Origin of the sequence: Kangiella shandongensis (assembly GCF_020005365.1) — a bacterium.
GTDB lineage: Bacteria > Pseudomonadota > Gammaproteobacteria > Enterobacterales > Kangiellaceae > Kangiella > Kangiella shandongensis.
In genome coordinates this window covers 299,904-321,519 of sequence record NZ_JACNML010000003.1, presented here as the reverse complement: position 1 = coordinate 321,519, position 21,616 = coordinate 299,904, and the positions used below count along the sequence as shown (strand labels likewise).

Annotated in this window: 19 protein-coding genes; 18 read left to right on the top strand and 1 reads right to left on the bottom strand. The window is 46.1% G+C overall.

The window, feature by feature from the left end:
* Positions 1 to 80: 80 nt before the first annotated feature.
* Both relA and mazG read left to right on the top strand, forming a co-directional pair.
* The gene (relA, locus tag H7708_RS04950; protein WP_223669362.1) at positions 81 to 2,291 is read left to right on the top strand and encodes a GTP diphosphokinase; all 2,211 of its coding nucleotides are present in this window, start codon (positions 81 to 83) and stop codon (positions 2,289 to 2,291) included.
* Positions 2,292 to 2,294: 3 nt separating this feature from the next.
* Positions 2,295 to 3,098, top strand: a complete 804-nt coding sequence (gene mazG, locus H7708_RS04945) for a nucleoside triphosphate pyrophosphohydrolase (protein WP_223669361.1) — start codon at positions 2,295 to 2,297, stop codon at positions 3,096 to 3,098.
* 2 nt (positions 3,099 to 3,100) lie between these two features.
* On the opposite strand, the gene H7708_RS04940 is transcribed toward mazG, so the two are convergent.
* Positions 3,101 to 3,556: a YaiI/YqxD family protein gene (locus tag H7708_RS04940; protein ID WP_223669360.1), complete on the bottom strand. Its 456-nt coding sequence runs from the start codon at positions 3,554 to 3,556 to the stop codon at positions 3,101 to 3,103.
* Between the two features lie 384 nt (positions 3,557 to 3,940).
* Between H7708_RS04940 and H7708_RS04935 the strand changes: the two genes are divergently transcribed.
* The 16 genes from H7708_RS04935 (at position 3,941) to hisD (ending at position 21,616) form a co-directional block, all read left to right on the top strand.
* Entirely contained in the window at positions 3,941 to 5,578 is a 1,638-nt protein-coding gene (locus H7708_RS04935) for a CTP synthase (RefSeq protein ID WP_223669359.1), read from the top strand.
* A gap of 38 nt (positions 5,579 to 5,616) precedes the next feature.
* Complete coding sequence (gene kdsA / locus H7708_RS04930; RefSeq protein WP_223669358.1) at positions 5,617 to 6,477, top strand: 3-deoxy-8-phosphooctulonate synthase; 861 nt, start codon at positions 5,617 to 5,619, stop codon at positions 6,475 to 6,477.
* A 43-nt stretch (positions 6,478 to 6,520) separates the two neighbouring features.
* Positions 6,521 to 7,804 carry a phosphopyruvate hydratase gene (gene eno, locus H7708_RS04925; protein WP_223669396.1) on the top strand — a complete coding sequence of 428 codons (1,284 nt, stop codon included), beginning with the start codon at positions 6,521 to 6,523 and terminating at the stop codon, positions 7,802 to 7,804.
* A gap of 79 nt (positions 7,805 to 7,883) precedes the next feature.
* Complete coding sequence (ftsB, locus tag H7708_RS04920; RefSeq protein WP_223669357.1) at positions 7,884 to 8,159, top strand: cell division protein FtsB; 276 nt, start codon at positions 7,884 to 7,886, stop codon at positions 8,157 to 8,159.
* Between the two features lie 16 nt (positions 8,160 to 8,175).
* Positions 8,176 to 8,874: a 2-C-methyl-D-erythritol 4-phosphate cytidylyltransferase gene (ispD, locus tag H7708_RS04915; protein WP_223669356.1), complete on the top strand. Its 699-nt coding sequence runs from the start codon at positions 8,176 to 8,178 to the stop codon at positions 8,872 to 8,874.
* Between the two features lie 93 nt (positions 8,875 to 8,967).
* Positions 8,968 to 11,979, top strand: a complete 3,012-nt coding sequence (locus H7708_RS04910; RefSeq protein WP_223669355.1) for an ImpA family metalloprotease — start codon at positions 8,968 to 8,970, stop codon at positions 11,977 to 11,979.
* A 157-nt stretch (positions 11,980 to 12,136) separates the two neighbouring features.
* A complete protein-coding gene (gene amt / locus H7708_RS04905; RefSeq protein WP_223669354.1) occupies positions 12,137 to 13,396 on the top strand; it encodes an ammonium transporter in 1,260 nt (419 codons plus the stop codon).
* Between the two features lie 10 nt (positions 13,397 to 13,406).
* The gene (locus H7708_RS04900) at positions 13,407 to 13,745 is read left to right on the top strand and encodes a P-II family nitrogen regulator (RefSeq protein WP_223669353.1); all 339 of its coding nucleotides are present in this window, start codon (positions 13,407 to 13,409) and stop codon (positions 13,743 to 13,745) included.
* Between the two features lie 20 nt (positions 13,746 to 13,765).
* Positions 13,766 to 14,230: a GNAT family N-acetyltransferase gene (locus H7708_RS04895; protein WP_223669352.1), complete on the top strand. Its 465-nt coding sequence runs from the start codon at positions 13,766 to 13,768 to the stop codon at positions 14,228 to 14,230.
* 405 nt (positions 14,231 to 14,635) lie between these two features.
* The gene (gene hisG / locus H7708_RS04890) at positions 14,636 to 15,484 is read left to right on the top strand and encodes an ATP phosphoribosyltransferase (RefSeq protein WP_223669351.1); all 849 of its coding nucleotides are present in this window, start codon (positions 14,636 to 14,638) and stop codon (positions 15,482 to 15,484) included.
* Positions 15,481 to 17,187: an aminotransferase class I/II-fold pyridoxal phosphate-dependent enzyme gene (locus H7708_RS04885; protein ID WP_223669350.1), complete on the top strand. Its 1,707-nt coding sequence runs from the start codon at positions 15,481 to 15,483 to the stop codon at positions 17,185 to 17,187. Before hisG ends, H7708_RS04885 begins: the two co-directional genes overlap by 4 nt.
* Positions 17,184 to 17,762: an imidazoleglycerol-phosphate dehydratase HisB gene (gene hisB / locus H7708_RS04880; RefSeq protein ID WP_223669349.1), complete on the top strand. Its 579-nt coding sequence runs from the start codon at positions 17,184 to 17,186 to the stop codon at positions 17,760 to 17,762. The genes H7708_RS04885 and hisB overlap by 4 nt, the downstream gene beginning before the upstream one ends.
* Complete coding sequence (hisH, locus tag H7708_RS04875; RefSeq protein WP_223669348.1) at positions 17,759 to 18,364, top strand: imidazole glycerol phosphate synthase subunit HisH; 606 nt, start codon at positions 17,759 to 17,761, stop codon at positions 18,362 to 18,364. The genes hisB and hisH overlap by 4 nt, the downstream gene beginning before the upstream one ends.
* Positions 18,352 to 19,128, top strand: coding sequence for an imidazole glycerol phosphate synthase subunit HisF (hisF, locus tag H7708_RS04870; protein ID WP_223669347.1), 777 nt, complete (start codon positions 18,352 to 18,354; stop codon positions 19,126 to 19,128). Before hisH ends, hisF begins: the two co-directional genes overlap by 13 nt.
* Before the next feature lie 24 nt (positions 19,129 to 19,152).
* A complete protein-coding gene (gene hisI / locus H7708_RS04865) occupies positions 19,153 to 20,403 on the top strand; it encodes a phosphoribosyl-AMP cyclohydrolase (RefSeq protein ID WP_223669346.1) in 1,251 nt (416 codons plus the stop codon).
* On the top strand, positions 20,393 to 21,616 hold the full coding sequence (gene hisD / locus H7708_RS04860) for a histidinol dehydrogenase (RefSeq protein WP_223669345.1): 1,224 nt from the start codon (positions 20,393 to 20,395) through the stop codon (positions 21,614 to 21,616). Before hisI ends, hisD begins: the two co-directional genes overlap by 11 nt.

Genomic DNA, 21,616 nt, shown 5'->3' with positions numbered 1-21,616 from the left:
ATGTTTTATTCATGGATTTTAAAGACACCTTTACTTAACACGCTAGTCTTTCAATTGGTAAACAATAAAGATTTATTGGTATGAAACGGAAAGAACACGATATATTCGAGATTGTTGAATCGAGTCAGTTTGATTTCGAGCAGTGGTTAACGCTGAATCATTTATCTCTACCGGATAAGGGGAAGAAAAAGCTGAAGAAGGCTGTCGATCTCGCCGACAAGAATGCCTCGATAACGCCGGTGATCCGTTTGAATACCTTAGCAGCTGGACTTGAGTTGGCGGAGGTTCTGACGCATTTCAATGCGGATAACGATACCTTAACAGCGGCAACGTTATTGCCTGCGGTTATCAGTGAGCAGCTTGATGATGAGGTACTGAATAAACACTTTGGTAAAGGGATTGCTGAGCTGGTTCGCGGTGCAGGACAGATGGAGGCGATGCGTAGCTTGCAGCAGTCCTCTGGCGCAGAGAATGATGAACACCAGGTAGAAAGCCTACGCAAGATGCTGTTGGCGATGGTTAACGATGCGCGGGTGGTGCTACTGAAGCTGGCGGATCGTGTGGTGACGCTACGCCATATTAAGGATGCCAGTGATGAGCTACAGTATTTATTTGCTAAGGAAACCAAGGACATTTTCGCGCCACTGGCCAATCGCCTTGGTATCGGTCAGTTAAAGTGGGAACTGGAAGATCTGGCGTTTCGTTATCTTGAGCCGGGTGCCTATAAAAAGATTGCCAAAAGCTTACGTGAAAAGCGGGTTGCCCGTGAGCAATACATTGTTGACGTTATCGACCTTTTAAATAAGAAGCTAGAAGCTGAATCGATTCGTGGTGAGGTCACCGGGCGAGTTAAGCATATTTATTCGATCTGGAAGAAGATGACTCGCAAGAAAGTCAGCTTCGAAGAAATTTACGATGTTCGTGCGGTTAGAATCCTGGTCGATAAGGTTCAGGACTGTTATGCCACTTTAGGTGTGGTCCATGGCAGCTGGCAGCACATCCCTAAAGAGTTTGATGACTATATCGCGACGCCGAAACAGAATGGCTACCGGTCGATTCACACGGCGGTCGTGGGGCCGGAAGGTAAGGTACTGGAGATCCAAATCCGTACTCACCAGATGCATGAAGAAGCGGAAAAGGGTATTGCTGCGCACTGGGCTTATAAGGAAGGCGCGAATCTGGCTAAAGTGGGCGTCGATGAAAAAATCGCCTGGATGCGTCAGTTACTCGAGTGGCAAAGTGAGCTGGCGGATATCAGTGCTGATGATTTGATGCACGAGTTTCAAACATCGGTATCCGACGATCGGATTTTTGTCTTTACACCGCAAGGTAAGGTGATTGATTTGCCATCGGGCAGTACACCGATCGATTTTGCTTATCGTATTCATACTTCGGTTGGGCATCGCTGTATCGGTGCTAAGGTTAAGGGACGGATCGTTCCTTTGACGCATCAGCTTGAAACGGGTGATGTGGTCGAGATTATGACCAAGAAAGAGGAGCTACCGAGTCGCGACTGGTTAATTTCATATAACGGTTATATTGGTAGTTCCAGAACGCGCAGTAAGATTAATCAGTTTTTTAATAAATTGGACCGCGAAGACAATGTTAACGAAGGACGGATTTTGCTGGAACGGGAGTTGAGCCGCAATGAATTATCCGATGTTGATCATCGTGAGTTAGCGCAGCGTTTACACCTGGCTAGCCAGCAAGAGCTGTACATTAAAATTGGTACCGGTGACTTAGGGATAATGCAGGTCCTTAACCGGGCCAAGGAACAAAAAGAAGATAAAAAGCCAAAAGAAGATATCAAACCAGTCTTACGTAAAAAGTCGAAGCGTAAGTCAATGGGGGATATTTCGGTATCGGGCGTTGGCGATCTGCTGACACAGATCGGCAAGTGCTGTAAGCCGGTACCGGGAGAAGCGATTGTTGGCTATATTACGCGTGGCCGGGGGATCGTTATCCATCGAAAAAATTGTACTCATATCAAAAAGGCGCAGCAAGATCGTCCAGAGCGTTTGATTCCAGTCAGTTGGGAAGGCGAGGCCAGCAATGCTTATGCCGTTGATCTGAGAATTGTTGCACTGGATAGAAAGTCATTACTGAAAGACGTGACGACGGTGTTGGCCAACGAACATGCCAGCATTACGGATCTCTCCACACGACGTGATAATGAGCAGGTTGAGCTATGGCTGGAAGTAGAGCTCGGACAGGTGGATGATTTAAATCGAGTCATGACTCTGTTAAAACAGTTGCCTAATGTGTTTAGCGTTAATAGACGAGCCAGTTAACTTATGAACCAACAAGAATCGTTACACCATACCCAGCGCCTGTTGAGTATTATGCAAGCCCTGCGGGATCCGGATAACGGCTGTCCCTGGGATCGACAGCAAACTTTTCAAACCATTGTGCCACATACGCTGGAAGAAGCCTATGAAGTAGCGGATGCCATTGAAAGTGGTGACATGGCGGAGCTCGAGGGCGAGTTAGGGGATTTGTTGTTTCAGGTTGTGTTCTACGCGCAGCTGGGGCAGGAAGAACAACTGTTTGACTTTGAGTCGATTGCTAAGGCCATGTCCGATAAGCTGATCCGTCGTCATCCGCACGTCTTCTCGGATAAGAGGTTGGAAACCGACGCTGAGATTAAACGTAACTGGGAGCAACTGAAGCAACAGGAGCGGCAGGCGAAAAACGAAAGTAATACCAGTTTGATGGATGATTTGCCAAAAAACTTTCCTGCTTTATCTCTGGCACAGAAAATGCAAAAGCGCGTGGGGCGTCATGGTTTTGACTGGCCGGAAATCGATGGTGTTATCGCAAAGCTGGAAGAAGAAGTCGCTGAGCTGAAAGAAGCGATAGCAAGCAATGACCAACCTCATATTGAAGAAGAGCTGGGCGATCTGCTATTCAGTTGCGTTAATTTATCGCGTCATCTTAAAGTCGACCCGGAAGCTGCTTTGCGAGCTAGTTGTCGTAAGTTTGAGCGTCGTTTCCGTGAGTTGGAAAAGGTGATCGCGGCACAGGGCCTAACCGTCGATAGCGCCAGTCTTGAGCAGTTAGAAGACGCCTGGCAGCAGGCCAAACGTTCTTTAGGCTGAATTCACGAAGAATTTTGTTGTTTAGCAATAATGTGATCCAGATGATTGGCAAACTTCATGCGATCGCTCTGATTTAATGGCGGCGGCCCGCCGCTCTGAATACCGCTGGAGCGTAATGTTTCCATAAAGTCACGCATGGTCAGACGGCCTTTGATGTTTTCCTTGGTAAATAACTCGCCTCTTGGGCTAAGCGCGGTACAGCCCTTATCAATGACTTCATCGGCTAACGGGATATCAGCCGTGATGACCAGATCGCCTTTGCTGGCGCGTAATACAATTTCATTATCGGCCACATCAAAACCGGAGGGAACCTGCAGCGACTTAATGTAAGGCGAGGGGGGAGCTTTGATGTATTGATTCGCGATCAGACACAAGTGGAGCTGCGCTCTTTGTGCGGCCCGAAAAAGAATCTCTTTTATAACTACAGGACAAGCGTCGGCATCGACCCAGATTTTCATTCGTCTTTCCCGAGTTGGTTGGAGTGATTAATGGTCCGTATGATATATCACGTAGCGGTGAAAGTCTTACCTTAGTTTTGTTAGCTTAAGGATTTAGAAGCAAAAAAGACTCGCCAATCATCCGACCTTTTTGATATACTGTTTTCCCGTCCTGGGAGTCCTTTCTTCTCAAAGACAAACGTACGTTTAACAGCCAATTTTGGGCTGGCAATATGCTTTAATTAATTTTTAAGGCATTGATTTTCAATAAATATAGGTTTCTTAATCGTAAAATACAACTTGTATGGTCCATACCATGAGCAAGGGCATTTTGCGATTTGTTGTATTTGAATAGCTGCTGTGTTGACAGCGGTTTCTAAAATTTCGATTGATTGGGTTAGGCTTATGACCAAGTATGTATTTGTAACCGGCGGTGTTGTTTCTTCTTTAGGTAAAGGTATTGCGGCGGCTTCTATGGCGGCACTTCTAGAGTCTCGTGGCCTGAAAGTGACGATGCTCAAGCTTGATCCTTATATTAACGTTGACCCGGGTACGATGAGCCCGTTCCAGCATGGTGAGGTTTTTGTAACTGATGATGGGGCAGAAACGGATCTGGATTTAGGTCACTATGAGCGTTTCGTTCGTACCCGCATGAAGCAAAGCAATAACTTCACTACGGGTCGAGTATATTCTGATGTTTTACGCAAAGAACGTCGGGGTGACTATTTGGGCGGCACGGTTCAGGTGATCCCGCACATTACCGATGAGATTAAGCAGAAAGTTAAAGATGGCGCGGAAGGTTACGATGTCGCCATGGTTGAGGTTGGTGGTACTGTGGGTGATATTGAGTCATTACCATTTATGGAAGCCATTCGTCAGTTGCGCTTTGAAGTCGGTAAAGAGAATGCCATGTTCGTTCACCTGACGCTATTACCTTATATCGCTGTTGCTGGTGAGTTAAAAACCAAACCTACTCAGCACTCGGTCAAAGAGTTGCGTTCGATTGGTATTCAGCCAGACATGTTGATCTGTCGTTCCGATCGTACGATCCCTGCGGGTGAGAAAGCTAAAGTTGCGTTATTTACTAACGTTAAAGAAAAAGCGGTGATTTCTCTACAGGATGTGGATAGTATTTATCGTATCCCATCAGTGTTATTGAACCAGAAAGTTGACCAGATTATCTGTGAGCGCTTCAAGATCGATGCGCCAGAGGCGAATCTGGCCGAGTGGGAAGAGGTGCTTTACCGCGAAGCGAACCCGAATGGTGAAGTCGATATCGCTATGGTTGGTAAATACATGGACTTAACCGAAGCTTATAAGTCGTTAACAGAAGCTCTTAAACACGCGGGTCTGCATAACCGTCAGCAAGTCAATATTCACTATGTCGATTCGCAGGATATTGAGAATCGCGGCACCGATATGCTGAAGGACATGGACGCAATCCTAATCCCAGGTGGTTTTGGTGAGCGCGGTGTAGAAGGTAAAATCGCAACGGCCAAGTTTGCCCGTGAGAATAACATTCCCTATTTAGGTATTTGTCTGGGTATGCAGGTGGCGGTTATTGAATATGCTCGTCACAAAGCAGGTCTCGAAAATGCCAACAGTACTGAGTTCGATGCCGATACGCCGAATCCAGTGGTCGGCTTGATTACCGAGTGGATTAATCGTGACGGTTCGAAAGAAGAACGCACCGATGATTCGGATCTGGGCGGCACCATGCGTCTGGGTGCGCAGCCGGCGAGCGTGAAGCCTGGAACTAAAGCCCATGAAATCTATCAAAGTGATGAAATTAACGAACGTCACCGTCATCGCTATGAAGTTAACGGAAACCTGGTGTCAAAGCTTGAAGATGCAGGCCTTGTGGTATCATGTACTTCTAGTATCAAAGATTTAGTGGAAATGGTTGAGCTTAAGGAGCATCGCTGGTTTGTGGCGTGTCAGTTCCACCCTGAGTTCCGCTCAACGCCACGTGATGGTCATCCATTATTCAGTGCATTCATTGCTGCAGCTAAAGACTATCATGCTGAAAAGGCGGATGCTTAACGCTGTAGCGTCAACTGGTGAAAGCCGAAGGCTGTAATATGAAACTATTAAACTGGGAAGTGGGTTTAGATAAGCCGTTTTTCTTAATCTGTGGTCCTTGCGTTATCGAGAGTGAACAGTTAGCTATCGATACCGCTGGTTATTTAAAGGAAATGACGGATCGTCTTGAGATTCCGTTTATTTATAAGTCATCATTCGATAAAGCCAATCGGTCATCGAGTAAGAGCTTCCGTGGTCCGGGTTTAGAAAAGGGCCTGAATATTCTGCAGAAAGTTAAAGATCAGGTTGGCGTTCCGGTACTGACCGACGTACACGAAGATACGCCGTTTCACGAAGTGGCGGCCGTGGTTGATGTCATGCAAACTCCAGCGTTTTTATCTCGCCAGACAAACTTTATTCGTAAGGCCTGTGAGCCAGGAATTCCGGTCAACATTAAAAAAGGGCAGTTCCTGTCGCCCTGGGATATGAATAATGTGGTCGAGAAGGCACGTGAAACGGGTAATGAACAGATTATGGTATGTGAGCGTGGCGCGTCGTTTGGTTATAACAACTTGGTGTCGGATATGCGCTCGCTATCCATTATGCGCGAGACAGGTTGTCCTGTAGTGTACGATGCTACTCACTCGGCACAGTTACCTGGTGGGCAAGGGGCTTCATCTGGCGGTTTACGTGAGGTGATTCCTGTGTTGGCGCGAGCGGCGATTGCTGCAGGCGTCTCGGGAGTCTTTATGGAAAGTCATCCAGATCCAAGCGTTGCCAAGTGTGACGGACCGAATTCGTTTCCGATGTATCGTATCGAAGAAATGCTTAAGGTGATGAAAGAGCTGGATACGATTGTAAAGCAAGCTGGGTTTGCTGAAGATACGATTACGGACTTTGGTTCCGGCAATTTGTTGTAAAAATTTTTTTGTACTTTGATTGTATAGAACATTAGAGGGTGTGATTTTGAAAATCAAAAATGTTATTGGACGTGAAGTTCTAGATTCTCGTGGTAATCCGACGGTAGAAGCGGAAGTCGTTTTAGAAAATGGCGTTAAAGCGATAGCCTGTTCGCCATCCGGTGCTTCTACTGGTTCTCGTGAAGCGTTAGAACTACGAGACGGTGATGCATCTCGTTACTTAGGTAAAGGCGTATTGAAAGCCGTTGCTTACATTAACAATGACATTAAAAACGCCCTGGTTGGTCAGGATGCTTCTGATCAAGCGGCTATCGATCAAATCATGCTGGACCTTGATGGTACGGATAATAAAGAAAAGTTAGGTGCTAACTCTATCCTGGCCGTGTCTCTGGCTAATGCTAAAGCAGCGGCGATGGCGTCTGGCAAGCCTTTATATCAACATATTAACCGTGACGGAAAATTTGCGATGCCAGTACCAATGATGAACATCATTAACGGTGGTGAGCACGCGGATAACAATGTTGATATCCAGGAATTCATGATTATGCCGGTTGGCGCGCCGACATTCTCCGAAGCTTTGCGCATGGGCGCTGAAATCTTCCACAGCTTGCGTAAGGTACTTCAGGCTAAAGGCTTGAATACTGCGGTTGGTGATGAAGGTGGTTTTGCGCCGGATTTGGGTTCTAATGAAGAAGCTATTCAGGCGATTGTCGAAGCGGTCGATAAAGCCGGTTATAACCTGGGTGAAGACGTTGCCCTGGCGCTCGATATTGCCTCGAGCGAATTCTATAAAGATGGTAAGTATCATCTAGCTTCAGAAAACAAGGAATTAACTTCTGAAGAGTTTGCTGACTATTTGGCTGATTGGGTTGAGCGTTATCCAATCGTATCAATCGAAGACGGTATGGACGAAGGCGACTGGGATGGCTGGAAAGCACTGACTGAGAAGATCGGTGACAAATGTCAGCTGGTCGGTGACGATTTGTTTGTGACCAATACCAAGATCCTGAAAGAAGGTATCGACAAAGGTATCGCTAACTCGATTCTGATTAAAGTGAACCAGATTGGTACCTTGACAGAAACATTAGCCGCTATCGATATGGCTCATAATGCTGGATATACGGCAGTGATCTCGCACCGTAGTGGTGAAACGGAAGATACGACTATTGCCGATTTAGCGGTGGCAACAGCCGCCGGTCAAATTAAAACGGGTTCACTGTGCCGTTCGGATCGGGTCGCTAAATATAATCAGTTATTACGTATTGAAGGTGAATTGGACGGTAAAGCTCCTTACCCAGGCAACGCAGCCTTTAAGTTTAAAAAATAATCTAAAAACCTTGACTGCTGCGGTATCGTACCGCAGCAATTGCTTTATTTACGGAATTTTTTCTGGCATTGTTAGTTTTATGAAGTGGATTGCGCTGATATTAGTCATCATCTTGATGTCGTTACAGTACCGAATGTGGTTCGGGGAATCTTCTTTTCGCGAAATAAAGCTGCAGCATCAAAAAATAGACAACATTAAAAACGAAAACAAAGAACTGGAACTCAGGAACCAGAAAATCGTTGCTGAAATCAACGACCTTCGTGATGGAACCGATGCTATTGAAGAGCGTGCCCGTTATCAACTGGGAATGATAAAGGAAGGTGAAACTTTTATTCGAATCCTAGATTCTCATTAAGCGAGGCGTTTAACCCATGAGCTCTGAGCGTATTTGGGCCGTTATCCCTGCTGCAGGGATTGGCTCTCGAATGAACTCTGATACCCCAAAACAATATTTAAAGATAGCAGAGAAAACGATCCTTGAGCACAGTATTAATTGTTTTCTTGAGCACTCCAAAATTTACAAGGTCGTTGTTGCTTTACATCCTGAAGATACATACTGGGAAGAGTTACCCTTTAAAAATAACCCTCGCGTTATTACAACGACAGGCGGCAAGGAGCGGGTGGACTCGGTGCTCGCTGGCTTGAAGGTGATTCAGGAAACAGAATCTTCTCAGCACGACTGGGTTATGGTGCACGATGCGGCGAGACCCTGTTTAAAAGCCGAACAAATTGATGATTTGATTCATGCCAAAGACTCTTCACCGGAGGGTGCGATTCTGGCTATCGGGGTTACCGATACGGTAAAGCTGGCCAATAAAAAGCAAACTATAGAGAAAACCATCGACAGAGATACCATCTGGTTGGCACAAACACCCCAGTTTTTCCCCGTTGATTCGTTAAAACGCTCTATCGAGTCCGCCCTGGAAAAAGGTGAGTGGGTTACTGATGAGGCTTCGGCTATGGAGCTTTCAGGGCATCATCCTTCTCTCGTTATCGGTTCGCGCAAAAACATCAAAATTACAGAGCAGGAGGATTTATTTCTCGCCTCTCTGTGGTTAAGTCGTCATTAGTTCACACTTTTCCGGATAAACCGTCAAACAGTTTGCACTGTTGCTCTACAGTCTATATTTTCTAGCTTCACATAAACCAACTCATAAAACACCATGATAATACTAAGAAAGAGTTGGCTGTTATTGTTGCTGGTCGCTGCAGTTGCCTGCGGTGGCGGGGGAGATGAAGACGGTGATAGTAACGAGTCAACAAACCAGAAACCAACCATTACCGGAGAGCCTGAGCCTGCTGTTGAAGGCTCGAGTTATGAATTCATGCCATCCGTCGATGATCCCGACGGTGACGAGTTAACGCTGAGCATCGAGAATAAGCCTGACTGGCTTAACTTTGATGACGCAACCGGAGCCCTGACTGGCACACCTTCCGCCCAAGATGTCGGCATGGTTGAAGATATCACCATTAAGGTATCCGATGGCGACCTCAGCGACAGCCTTAATCTTTCTATGACGGTTAATTATGATCCTCTCGAGGAAGCGATACGTACTGGTAAGGCGTCAATTGTCGAAGAGGAGCAGGTGTATTTAGACGGTGCGCTTACGACGATTAATGATAATCAAACTGCTTTCGACGACGCGCTGGTCAAGTTATTCCAGCTTGGGGACAATGGTGAGGTCGTGTCGAACAGTCTCAGCCAGATAGACTGGGATCCAACGCATGATGCAGCATTATTGAGCGGCACTTTTGGCTTTAACCACCCAATACTGATATCCAATGCCGTAACCAATGACAGTTATTCGGTTAATAACAGAACATTGGGAATCGTGGGTAAAGCCGAGGACACACGCTATTTTGTTTTGGGCAGTAACCCGATGCGAACCTGGAAGAGTAATCCTGCGTCTGTGAACACCCAGATGCAGCAGTTTCTACAAAATAGCTTAAGCTGGTTAACCAGACGTGATGACCTGGACGCTCAGCCTTTTAAAGTAGCCATGGCTCACTTAGGTCAAAGCTATTATTTTCCGGATCAGATCGCTACCCGGGAGTGGTTGCAAAACTATTACCCGGATACCGCAACTTTTAATGCAGCCACCGAGTGTAATGGTGCTGCTTTGAGCGGTTGTATTAGCGAGGACACTGATTTACTGATTGTCTCGCAGGTCTTGGATGGTGCCAGTGCCTCTGCAGTAGCAAATGCGGTTAAACAGGCAATGGAATCTGGTGTATCTGTGCTCTACCTGCACCATGACGGCAATAATGGTGAGTTAGCTCAGACATTATTTCCATTATTTAATGTCTACTATGAGGGCGATAATTACTGGCAACGCCAGTCTCTGAGCCAGTATGATGGCTCCAGTCAGTACGCCGTATTGCCTGAAGATGTTGCTAGTGTAAAAGATCTGCTTAGCCAATTCAAAAACCAGAGTTTTAATATTAACCTCGGTCTTTGTGACGATAAAAGCTGTCCGGCCGAGTCCAACTATGACTCCAACTTCTTACAGGCTGCTAAAGTTGTTCAAAACTATTTCCGTCGCCTGGATAGACAAAAAATTTCGATATTCTCATCAACACATTATCGCTATGAGAAAATTCTAATGCTGCTGGCGGACTTTTACCGTCAGTCGGTTCAATATCCGATGGATAAGATAGCGACTCCGACTACCGATTTCTTAAAGTCAATGTATGCTGATCATGCGGTCTATATGAATCGAGATATTGCTCCTGCACAGGCCGACTTAGGTAACTTCAGTCGTAGTGACTTCAGCCATATTACGCCGTCAAGCAAAGTGGTAGAGTTAACCAGCAAGCCACCATTTAGAACCGCTGGTGTCTACGCCTTGCCAGGTCAAAAGTTTGAAGTGACACGACAGGACTCCAATGCCGTACAGACCAAAATTTTTATCAATACTCTACGTAGCGGCGCGACGCACGAATTTAACGAAAACTCCTACAATCGTCCCAAATTCCTGCGTACAACGGACATCGAAATTAAACCGGGTGAGACATTAAGCCTGATTTCGACTCATGGTGGACCGGTTCAGGTTGGGTTTGATGTAAAAGATGTTGCGGTGAAGTTTGAGTTTGCCACTATTGGGCAACACCCGGTGTGGCGTGAAGAAGCCGACAGTGCAGCTTTTGCTCAAGCCGTTAACGCCGAAAACTATGACTGGGCTGAGCTGATCACACCGAGCTTTGAAGTGCATTCGACCACAGAGAAAATGCAGGAAACGTTAAGCGACCCATTATGGCCTGATGCTAACAGCGTTGCCCTGGCTACCATGCGCTATGCTCATAATTTTGCACTGGGCCTGGCGGGTTACTCAGGCCCTGGTATTGATCTGAACACTGAAGTGACAAGCTTTACACAAAACCATAACCTGACTATTGCGTCCATCGATCAGGTAAAACACATGAACGCGGATCAGGCAAATTGCGGCTATGGTTGCTCGGGCAACCCATACGATGCCTACTGGTCTTTCAACCCGGTCGGTCATGGCGATATCCATGAAATTGGCCACGGACTGGAACGCTCCTTATTCCGCTTTAGTGGCTGGGAAGTTCATACTACAACCAATCCATACTCTTACTACGCTAAGAGTCAGTTCCACCTTGAGACGGGAAATGCGCCGAGTTGTCAGAGCTTACCGTTTGAAGAGCTCTTTAACCACCTACAGCAAAGTCGTAATGAAGCCGATCCCTTTGCCTACATGCAGAGTGCTAACTTATCCAGCTGGAGTCGAGGTGCTGCATTCTATCTGCAGCTAATGATGTCGGCGCAGGGAGATGGCGCTTTGGGTGATGGTTGGCAGTTGTGGCCACGACTGCATATTCTGGAGCGAGAGTTTCGTAAAGCGCGTGGCAATGATACTGACTGGAACGCGATGCGAGACAACCTTGGCTTTGCCGGGTGGACGCGTGAGCAGGCGAATAGTATTAGCAGTAATGACTGGATGTTGATCAGCAGTGCTTTTGCCATGAAAAGAGATACCCGGGACTACTTCTCGCTGTGGGGACTCGATTTCTCTGACGCAGCTGAACAGCAGGTGGCGAGCTATGGCTTTTCGGTATTACCGCGCTACTTCTACTTAGCCAATGAATCAGACTACTGTCTAGGACTGGATAAGTCGCGCCAGCTGATCGATGGCAGTGGCACCTGGCCCTACTGACCTTTAATCCGTTAATCTATAAATTAAAGGCACCATTTTGGTGCCTTTTCTATTTCTTGAGCCCGTATTGCACCATGACGGTGCATAACTAGGTGGCTCCACTGTTCTAACTCCTTTGTCACCGTGTTATTTATAAATAGGAACTTTGGGGGAACTTATGGAACAGTTAGCATATTCAGAGCAGTCTATTTTTGAACTCAGCTACGCGCTCAATACCTTTTATGTTTTATCGTTTGCCATTCTGGTGATGTGGATGGCGGCAGGCTTTACCATGCTCGAAGCAGGTCTGGTCCGCTCGAAAAATACCGTTGAAATCCTGACTAAAAATATTGCCTTATACTCTATAGCGAGCTTGTCTTACTTATTGATTGGCTATCAAATCATGTATCCAGGTTCTGCTGTTACTAGTTGGTTTCCGGGATTCGAGCTGCCCAGTTTTGGTGATAACTCGGCTGAAAAAGCTTTTGCTGAAGGTACGCAAATGTCGACGATGGGCGGCATATTTTTCCAGCTGGTGTTTGTGGCAACGGCCATGTCGATTGTCTCAGGGGCGGTAGCTGAGCGCATGAAGCTGTGGGCGTTCCTCATTTTTTGCTTCTTTATGACCTCGTTCATTTATCCAGTTCAGGGATATTGGAAGTGGGGGATGGGCTTTCTTGAAACGGCGGGTTTTTATGATTTCGCCGGTTCCGGGGTGGTTCATCTTTGCGGTGCAGTCGCGGCTTTCGCTGGCGTTTTATTGCTCGGGCCGCGAAAAGGTAAGTATGGACCCGGTAAAGCAATTAAAGCTTTTCCCGGTGCCAATATCCCGTTAGCCACGCTGGGCACTTTGATTTTGTGGATGGGCTGGTTTGGTTTTAATGGTGGTTCACTGCTGAAGATGTCCGATGTGGAGAGCGCAAACTCGGTTGCAATGATTTTACTCAACACCAATACCGCTGCGGCAGCCGGTGGCATTGGCGCTCTGGTGTTTTCAAAAATACGTTATGGACGTGCCGATCTGACCATGATTTTAAATGGTGTATTGGGAGGCTTGGTTGCCATTACGGCTGATCCATTATCGCCATCACCGCTGTTGGCACTGGTATTCGGTTTAATCGCGGGTGTTTTTATCATGATTTCAATCGTTACCTTCGACCATATGAAAATTGATGATCCTGTCGGTGCGATTTCTGTGCATGGTGTCGGCGGTATTTTAGGCTTGTTGGTAGTGCCGCTTAGTAATGCCAAGGCAAGTTTGTTAAGTCAGCTGCTGGGGGTTGGAGTGATTGTACTATGGACCTTCCTTGTGAGTTTTCTGGTCTGGTACCTGATCAAGAAGACGCTCGGTATCCGAATTAATGATGAGTATGAGTACGAAGGGGCCGATCAGGAAGAATGTGGCCTGGAAGCTTATCCAGAATTCACGAAAAGTTAAGGGGGCGACGATGAAGTTAATAACTGCGATTATTAAACCGTTCAGGTTGGATGAGGTTCGTCAGGCTCTAACCGATATGGGAGTTACAGGTATGACGGTCACAGAGGTTAAAGGGTTTGGGCGGCAGAAGGGGCACACCGAACTGTATCGTGGCGCGGAGTATATGGTCGACTTTTTGCCTAAAGCCAAGGTAGAAGTTGCTGTAGACGATGAGCTGGTTGATCGAGTCGTTGAAACCATAATGTCAACGGCTAAAACGGGGAAAATTGGGGATGGTAAAGTCTTTATCACTAGTCTTGAGGCGGTAGTGCGGTTACGCACGGGTGAAATAGGTAGAGATGCACTGTAGTGAGGTTAGAAGTGAGAGTGATGCGTGATTGTATGATTAAAGTCGATAATTTACGAGACGGCAAGGTTATCACGTTATTATTAGAACATCGCAAAGAAATGTACGAATACTCTCCACCGGAGAGTATTCATGCGCTCGAGGAGTCGGAGTTAAAGGAGCCGGCTATTACCTTCTGGAGTGCTTGGCAGAATGAGGAAATCATCGGTTGTGGTGCCTTGAAAGAATTATCGCCTGAGCATGCTGAGATTAAATCGATGCGTACGGCTAAGGCTTTTTTAAGAGAAGGCGTTGCTAATATGATTCTGACTACAATGTTAGCCGCGGGTAAAAAGCGGGACTATCGTCGAATTAGCCTGGAGACTGGAACCAACGAGGCTTTTCAGCCAGCAGTCCGACTCTACCGCAAGTATGGCTTTGAGGAGTGCGGACCTTTTGCAGAGTATAAGAAGGATCCATACAGCTTATTTATGACCAGAGAGATATAACTTTTTATTATTTCAAAAGGATTGACAGGTTCATTCGGATAAGTTTTAATCACTGCATATGAATACATTATTGAACACTCGCCATCACCATCATCACCACGTAAATGCGTTGGCGGTGAGCTGTTGTCTTTAATAATGTAGTCGAGATTAAAGATTTCCTGAAAGCCCCGCCAATTGAGCGGGGCTTTTTTTATGGTTTAGAGATAAGTTCAGGTTTTAGAAAAGGTTATTAAAGTGATATTAATCAGCCAGTTACATCATCATCACCATCATACACTGCGCGAGCGACGGTGGGATGAGTAATGCTTGATTAAAATACTCATTAATAGGTTTCCAGCCCGTTGCTCCGAAAGGACAACGGGCTTTTTTGTTTTCAGGTATATGTAGATTTTTAGGAGAGTAGTGATGACATTAAAAATGGTGGTCCCGAAAGGGAAGCTGTTCAACAAGGTTGAAGACCTGTTATCAGAGGTGGGTTTGACCTTAGTAGGAGATAGCCGCAATTATCGACCAACGCTTTATGGGTGTGACATCGAAGTGAAGTTGTTGAAAAGCCAGAATATTCCAGAGATGGTGGCTTTGGGACAACATGATATTGGCTTTGCTGGCATGGACTGGGTTATTGAGCAGGAAGCTGATGTTGAGGTTTTAATGGACTTGGGTTTTAACCCGGTACGCCTGGTGTCGTGTATTCCCGAAAATTGGAACTGGGAGGAAGTGAAGCAGCGAAATATTATTGTCGCTTCAGAGTATAAGAAGATTGCTAATGATTACCTTTCCAAACTCGGAATTCCTTTTAAGTTGCTGCGAGCTTATGGTGCTACCGAAGTCTTCCCTCCAGAAGATGCCGATATGATCATTGATAACACCAGCACTGGTTCGACCATTCGCGCCAATCGGTTAAAAATTGTTGATACAGTAATCGAAAGCTCGACTCAGTTTATTGCGAATAAAGAGACGCTTCAGGATCCTGAAAAGAAAAAACAAATCGATGACTTGTTGCTATTAATGCGCGGCGTGATGAATGGACGCAAACGTGTGTTACTGGAAATGAATTGTAGTAAGGATAATGTGCAGCAGGTGGTCGATTTATTGCCTGCCATGCGCTCACCAACCGTTAGTGAGTTATATAATGAGGAAGGGTTCGCAATTAAGGCGGCGATTGAACGTAAGTTGATAAAAGACTTGTTACCGCAGCTGATTTCGGCGGGTGCCACCGATATTCTTGAAACACCAATCAGGAAAGCGCTATGAAACCTTTATACAAAAACCAAGACGACTTCTATCAGGAGGTAAGGGGCGCAGTACAGCCTCTTAAGTTGGACTTTAACGAGCGTTCAGATAGTCGTCCGTTATGGTTAGAGGAGGAAGCAATATCTACTGAGTGTTTATGGCGGTATCCAGATAAAAGTGGTTTACAGACTCAGGTCAGTAATTTTTATGGCTTGAATCAGGAGCAGCTTTTATTGACTAACGGCGGTGATGAAGCGATTGAACTGTTGTTTAAGTACGCCTGTCTACAAAAACGTCAGTTAATTTTACCGCTACCTGCATTTAGCCAGTATCTAGTCGGTAAGAATAACTGGAGCAGCTCCATCGATCTAATTGAACCACTGGCAGACATGAGGATTGATTTAAATACTGCAGTTGGTTGCCTGTCTGAGGGAGCCATTTTAATTTTGACCAGTCCAAATAACCCAACTGGTGAGTTGATCCCTTACGATGGTTTGGTTGAGGTTTGTCAGCAAGCTAAATCAAAGGGAGCCCAGGTTTTTCTTGATGAAGCCTATATTGAGTTCGCCTGTAAGGCATACGATAGTTCTCTAGAACTGATTCAGCAGTTCGACAACCTCGTTATTTTACGCACCTTATCGAAAGCATTTGGTCTCGCAGGCATTCGCTGCGGTTACTTACTGGGACAGGCTGAAATAATCAAGCAGTTTGCATCTTTGGCTATGCCATTTAACTTGCCGGCGCCGACTATCGAGGTAGCCAAGAAAGCCTTCACAGAAAGCGCCAAACTCGAGGTTAGTAATTACAGCAAGATGATTGCTCAAAACCGGGAGCTGGTGGGCGAGTTGCTATTTTCGAGCGGCTTACAGCTGGTCGATAGTAGCGCCAATTTTGTATTTATTCAGGGGTGTGACAGCAAATTGAGATTGATAAAAGCGGCCTGTGAAAAACGAAATATTGTTATCAAAACTAATCTTTCGGGATTAACGGTCAACGACAAAGCTGTAAGCGCTCTGAGGATAACCATTCCCTTTTACCTTAAGCCTTTACTCAATGCGCTTCGATTAGCGCTTAAGCCCGAATTGATTTGTTTCGATATGGATGGCGTCTTGATCGATACCAGCCAGAGCTATGATGCGGCCATCAAGGCGACGGTGGAGAAGTTATCAGGCAACGTGGTTACGCAGGATGATATTGAGCGCCTACGCGGTCAGGGCGGGTTTAATAATGACTGGGTGTTAGCTCAGGAATTGACTAATGAACAAGGCACTGAAGTTGGTTTGCAGCAAGTGACTGAAGTTTTTCAAAGTTTCTACCAGGGGAGTGGAGATACAAAAGGTTATAAGTCGTTAGAAAAGCCAATTATCAGCCAACAATTACTGACAGAGTTGTTTATTGCTAATAGCCGAACAATAAAAGCTGCGGTGGTCACTGGTCGGCCAAAGGACGAAGCTGTGGAAGGAGTGCAGATGATTGGCGCAAGAAATAGCTTAGTGATAAGCGATGATGATGTAGAACAGTCGAAACCAAGTCCTGAAGGAATACTTAAAGCACTGCGTTACTTCTCTAAGGAAAACGGTTGGATGCTTGGTGATACTCCTGATGATATGGCGGCGGCTAATCGTGCAGGTGCCATTGCCATTGGTATCGGCAATGACAGTTTATACAAATATGGCGCAGACTTGGTATTAAACGATGTCAATCAGTTGGAGTCTTTACTATGAGTGGTGTTATTAAGCTGCAACGTCAAACGAAAGAAACATCAATTAATTTATCGCTGGACATCAATGGACAGCAAAGGGTGGATATCAGCACCGGCTTGCCATTTTTTGATCATATGCTAAATCAGCTGGCGACTCACGCCGGCTGGGACTTAACGCTAAAGTCAAAAGGAGATCTGGAGGTTGATGACCATCACCTAATAGAAGATGTGGCGATCTGTTTAGGTCAGGCTTTCAATCAGGCATGGCGCCAGCAGGGAAAAATAGTGCGTTATGGACAACGACTGTTACCAATGGATGCGAGCTTATTGATGGTGGCGGTTGATGTGTGTGGCCGCGCTTACGCCATCACTGACTTGCCTTTTTCGCGGGAAAGTTTAGGCGGAATCGGTACCGAAATGTGGAAGCACTTTTTTTATACCTTTGCCATTAACAGCGCCATAACGCTGCATATCAAAACGGAGTACTTTGATAATAATCACCATTTGGTTGAAGCCAGCTTTAAAGGCCTGGCATTTGCCTTGCGCGAAGCTTTACAAGTGGGCGAACGTGATAACAGTACTAAGGGGTGCTTATGAGCCAGATCAGCATCAAGCAAAAAGTACAAAGGATTGGCGTGATTAATACGCAGGCGGGCAACTTATTTAGTTTGTTTGCCTGCTTGAAACGTATCGGTTTTGAGCCGTTAATGATTAACCAGCCACAACAGTTGGACACTAGTATCAGCGCATTGCTGATCCCTGGACAGGGACGGTTTGGACAGGTGATGAGTCAGCTGACCTCGACCGGTTTGGATAAAGTGATTCTTGAGTGGACTAAAGCCGACAAACCGCTGTTAGGAATTTGTGTTGGCCTACAGGTATTGTTTGAGTCATCAGCAGAAGATCCCGGTGTGAGTGGGTTGGGTATTTTTAAAGGAAGAGTCGAGCGTTTGAATAGCCCTAAACAACCCATGGTCGGTTGGTCGAAGATCAATGCTGATAATGCGTTCCTTGATCAGCAAATTGTTTACTTTGTTAACAGTTATGGCGTTAAGACTTCTGATGTCACTGCTGCCACAGTTAACTATGGTGAACAGTTTGTGGCTGCAGTTAACCAGGGGAATATCTGGGCATTTCAATTTCACCCCGAAAAATCAGGGCCTGTGGGCGAGGAGATGATGAAGCAATGTCTGAATTAATCGGTTCAAACGGTCTGATCCCGCGAGTCATTGTCTGTCTCGATGTCGCTAACGGACGCGTGGTTAAGGGCGTCAATTTTAAAGGTTTAATGGATATGGGCGACCCCGTTGAGCTGGCTCTGAAATATCAGGAGCAGGGAGCTGATGAGATTGTCTTTCTTGATATTAAAGCCACTCTTGAAAACCGTGCCAATGCTCTGGAGACAGTAACTCGAGTAGCGAAGAACTTGTCGATCCCATTTTCCGTGGGTGGTGGCCTAAACAGTTATCAGGATGTGGCGCAGTTTTTGAAGGCTGGTGCTGATAAAGTGGCTTTAAATTCTGCGGCAGTAAAGACCCCAGAGCTTATCAACCAGATAGCGGAAGGGTTTGGTTCACAGTGCCTGGTGGTCGCTATAGATGTGAATAAAAATGATGTTGATGACTATGCGGTCTATATCAGAGGAGGCCATGTGAAGACGGATATCAACGCTTTTGATTGGTTCAAAGAAGTCGAGGAGCGGGGAGCTGGCGAGATTTTATTAACGGCCATGCATCGTGATGGAACCGGTATAGGTTTTGATAATGAATTAATGTCTCGTGTGGCCACAGAAAGAAATATTCAAGTGATCGCTTCTGGCGGTGCGGCTAATGCTCAGCATTTTATCGATACCTATAAAGCGGGCAGTGATGCGGCTTTAGCTGCAGGAATGTTTCATCGCGGTGAGTTCAGAGTGGGCGATGTAAAGCAGGCCTTGAGCAAACAGAATATTTTAACCCGTTAATGAAACGGGGTGAGGAGAATTTAGATGTTAATTCCTAGTATTGATTTATTGGATGGCAAGGCCGTTCAGTTGGAGCAGGGAAACCCGGAACGCAAGATTGTTGAAGAAGCGGATGTCTTTGGGTTATTGGAACAATTTTCGCTGTATGGTGAAGTCGCCATCATTGACTTAGACGCGGCGCTGGGACGTGGCAGCAATAAAGCATTAATTAAGCAGTTAATAAAAAAATATCCCTGCCGTGTTGGTGGTGGTATTCGCGATTATGAAACTGCCCGAGATTATTTATCGGCCGGTGCCAAAAAGGTTATTCTCGGAACCTCCTGTCGCGCCGACTTTGTGAAAAAGCTTCCCGCCTCGCAGCTGATTTTTGCGATTGATGCCAAAGGCGATGATTGGGTTACGCATGGCTGGCAGTCGACAGATAGCATAAAAGTATTGGATCTGATTGAAGAAATTCAAGACAACTGTTCCGAGTTTTTATACACCCAGGTCCAAAAAGAAGGGCTGTTGCAAGGCATTGATCAGGAGCGAATTCAACAAGTGGTGAAAGCTGCAAAAATACCAGTCACTGTGGCTGGCGGTATTACCACATTAGAAGACGTTGGGTTTATTAATCAGCTGGGCGGTAACAGTCAAATTGGCATGTCAGTGTATACCGGTAAGCTTAGTCTGGATGATGCCTTATTCAGTTGTCTCGATTTCGATAAAACTGAATTAATCCCAACCGTGGTTCAGGACGCTGAAACCAGTCAGGTTTTAATGCTGGCTTATTCAAGTAAAGCATCCCTACAGCAGGCGATAGAGCGAAAAGCTGGTGTGTATTACAGTCGCTCGCGGCAAGAGTTATGGCAGAAAGGTTTAACCAGCGGTAATACACAGGAGCTGGTCAATATTGATTATGACTGTGATGGCGATACGTTGCTGTTTAAGGTAAAGCAGTCAGGTAATGCCTGTCACTTTGAACGCTATAGCTGCTTCGCTACCCAGAGCCGCCAGTTTGACTTAAATACACTGAACCAGGTATTCGAACGTCGTCTTAGCGAATTTGAGTCCAAGGTTAATGGACGCTCATTTACGCAAAAATTATTTGCCAGTGAAGAGTTGCAAATCGAAAAGCTCAATGAAGAGTGTCAAGAGTTGATTGAGGCGAAAAATTTGGACGAGGTTCGCTGGGAAGCGGCAGACTTAATCTTCTTTGCTTTAGTTAATGCCAAGGCAAAAGGGGTTTCCGCGCAAGAAATCATAAATGAGTTGGGGGCGCGTAATGCAGGTTAATACAAGCAGGATTATGCCATGTCAGGGTTGGCAGCGTGATTTAAACAGCAGTCAGGAAAAGACTCTTTCTCAAGTTAAGGAGCTGTTAGAGGCGATACGTTTAAATGGTGACAGCACTATTGATGAGCTCAGTCAGCGCTTCGACGGTTTTAGGCCGATCCTGATGGAGTTAAAGCCATACGACCAATATGGTCTCGACGATGATTTACTTGAGGCCATCGTTGCTGCTGGGCGGCGTATAGAGGCATTTGCCAAATTTCAGCGACAGCAACTTCGCGATAAGACTTATATTGATGAGTGTGGTGAGTTCGGTTTTCGCTATCAGCCAATTGAGCGTATTGGAGCTTATATTCCGGGCGGTCGTTATCCGCTAATTTCTACGGCTTTGATGACGTTAATTCCAGCAAAAGTTGCAGGTTGTAAGGAGCGTATTGCCTGTTCGCCATCGGATCACCCGGCTATTCTAGCGGCGGCAAGCTATGCTGGGGCGACACAATTTTTGAAGTTGGGCGGGGCGCAGGCTATCGCTGCCCTAGGCTATGGTTACGATGAGATCGCTCCGGTACAAATGATCGTAGGCCCCGGTAACCAGTATGTTAATGCGGCCAAGCAGTTATTAAGTACAACAGTACAAATTGACGTAGCAGCCGGGCCCAGTGAATTGCTGATTTTAGCCGATGAATCGGTTAATCAGCAGTGGCTTATTGCCGATATGGCAGCGCAAGCAGAGCATGATCCGCAGGCACAGAGCTTGCTAGTGACCGACAGTGTCGAGCTGCTGGGTAGTATTGAGCAGCAGCTGTCAGAGGACACTGAATTGAATCAACTATTAGAGCAGGGACAGATTGTTTTGCTACAGGCGAATACCGTCGAGGATATGGTGAATTTCAGTAATCAATATGCCCCAGAGCACCTGCTGTTAGCCGATAACCGCATCGATCAAAATGACTTATCGAGTTTCGGTTCTTTATTTATCGGAGAGAACAGTGCGGTTGCTTTCGGTGATTATTGCTCAGGCCCAAACCACACCTTACCAACCATGGGCTCTGCGAACCGCTCCAGTGGCCTGAGCGTATTGAGTTTTATGAAGGTGCAGTCGGTGCAGGCCATTCATGAAGCAGGGCGCAAAACCCTATCCTCTATTGGGGAAAAAATAGCAGAGGCTGAGCAATTGGTTTGGCATAAGAAGAGTATGGCGGTAAGATCCAGTTAA

Bases quoted from the DNA above. Each gene is read 5' to 3' on its own strand.
- relA (WP_223669362.1), top strand. From the start codon at position 81: ATGAAACGGAAAGAACACGATATATTCGAGATTGTTGAATCGAGTCAG.
- mazG (WP_223669361.1), top strand. From the start codon at position 2,295: ATGAACCAACAAGAATCGTTACACCATACCCAGCGCCTGTTGAGTATT.
- H7708_RS04940 (WP_223669360.1), bottom strand. From the start codon at position 3,556: ATGAAAATCTGGGTCGATGCCGACGCTTGTCCTGTAGTTATAAAAGAG.
- H7708_RS04935 (WP_223669359.1), top strand. From the start codon at position 3,941: ATGACCAAGTATGTATTTGTAACCGGCGGTGTTGTTTCTTCTTTAGGT.
- kdsA (WP_223669358.1), top strand. From the start codon at position 5,617: ATGAAACTATTAAACTGGGAAGTGGGTTTAGATAAGCCGTTTTTCTTA.
- ftsB (WP_223669357.1), top strand. From the start codon at position 7,884: ATGAAGTGGATTGCGCTGATATTAGTCATCATCTTGATGTCGTTACAG.
- ispD (WP_223669356.1), top strand. From the start codon at position 8,176: ATGAGCTCTGAGCGTATTTGGGCCGTTATCCCTGCTGCAGGGATTGGC.
- H7708_RS04910 (WP_223669355.1), top strand. From the start codon at position 8,968: ATGATAATACTAAGAAAGAGTTGGCTGTTATTGTTGCTGGTCGCTGCA.
- amt (WP_223669354.1), top strand. From the start codon at position 12,137: ATGGAACAGTTAGCATATTCAGAGCAGTCTATTTTTGAACTCAGCTAC.
- H7708_RS04900 (WP_223669353.1), top strand. From the start codon at position 13,407: ATGAAGTTAATAACTGCGATTATTAAACCGTTCAGGTTGGATGAGGTT.
- H7708_RS04895 (WP_223669352.1), top strand. From the start codon at position 13,766: ATGCGTGATTGTATGATTAAAGTCGATAATTTACGAGACGGCAAGGTT.
- hisG (WP_223669351.1), top strand. From the start codon at position 14,636: ATGACATTAAAAATGGTGGTCCCGAAAGGGAAGCTGTTCAACAAGGTT.
- H7708_RS04885 (WP_223669350.1), top strand. From the start codon at position 15,481: ATGAAACCTTTATACAAAAACCAAGACGACTTCTATCAGGAGGTAAGG.
- hisB (WP_223669349.1), top strand. From the start codon at position 17,184: ATGAGTGGTGTTATTAAGCTGCAACGTCAAACGAAAGAAACATCAATT.
- hisH (WP_223669348.1), top strand. From the start codon at position 17,759: ATGAGCCAGATCAGCATCAAGCAAAAAGTACAAAGGATTGGCGTGATT.
- hisF (WP_223669347.1), top strand. From the start codon at position 18,352: ATGTCTGAATTAATCGGTTCAAACGGTCTGATCCCGCGAGTCATTGTC.
- hisI (WP_223669346.1), top strand. From the start codon at position 19,153: ATGTTAATTCCTAGTATTGATTTATTGGATGGCAAGGCCGTTCAGTTG.
- hisD (WP_223669345.1), top strand. From the start codon at position 20,393: ATGCAGGTTAATACAAGCAGGATTATGCCATGTCAGGGTTGGCAGCGT.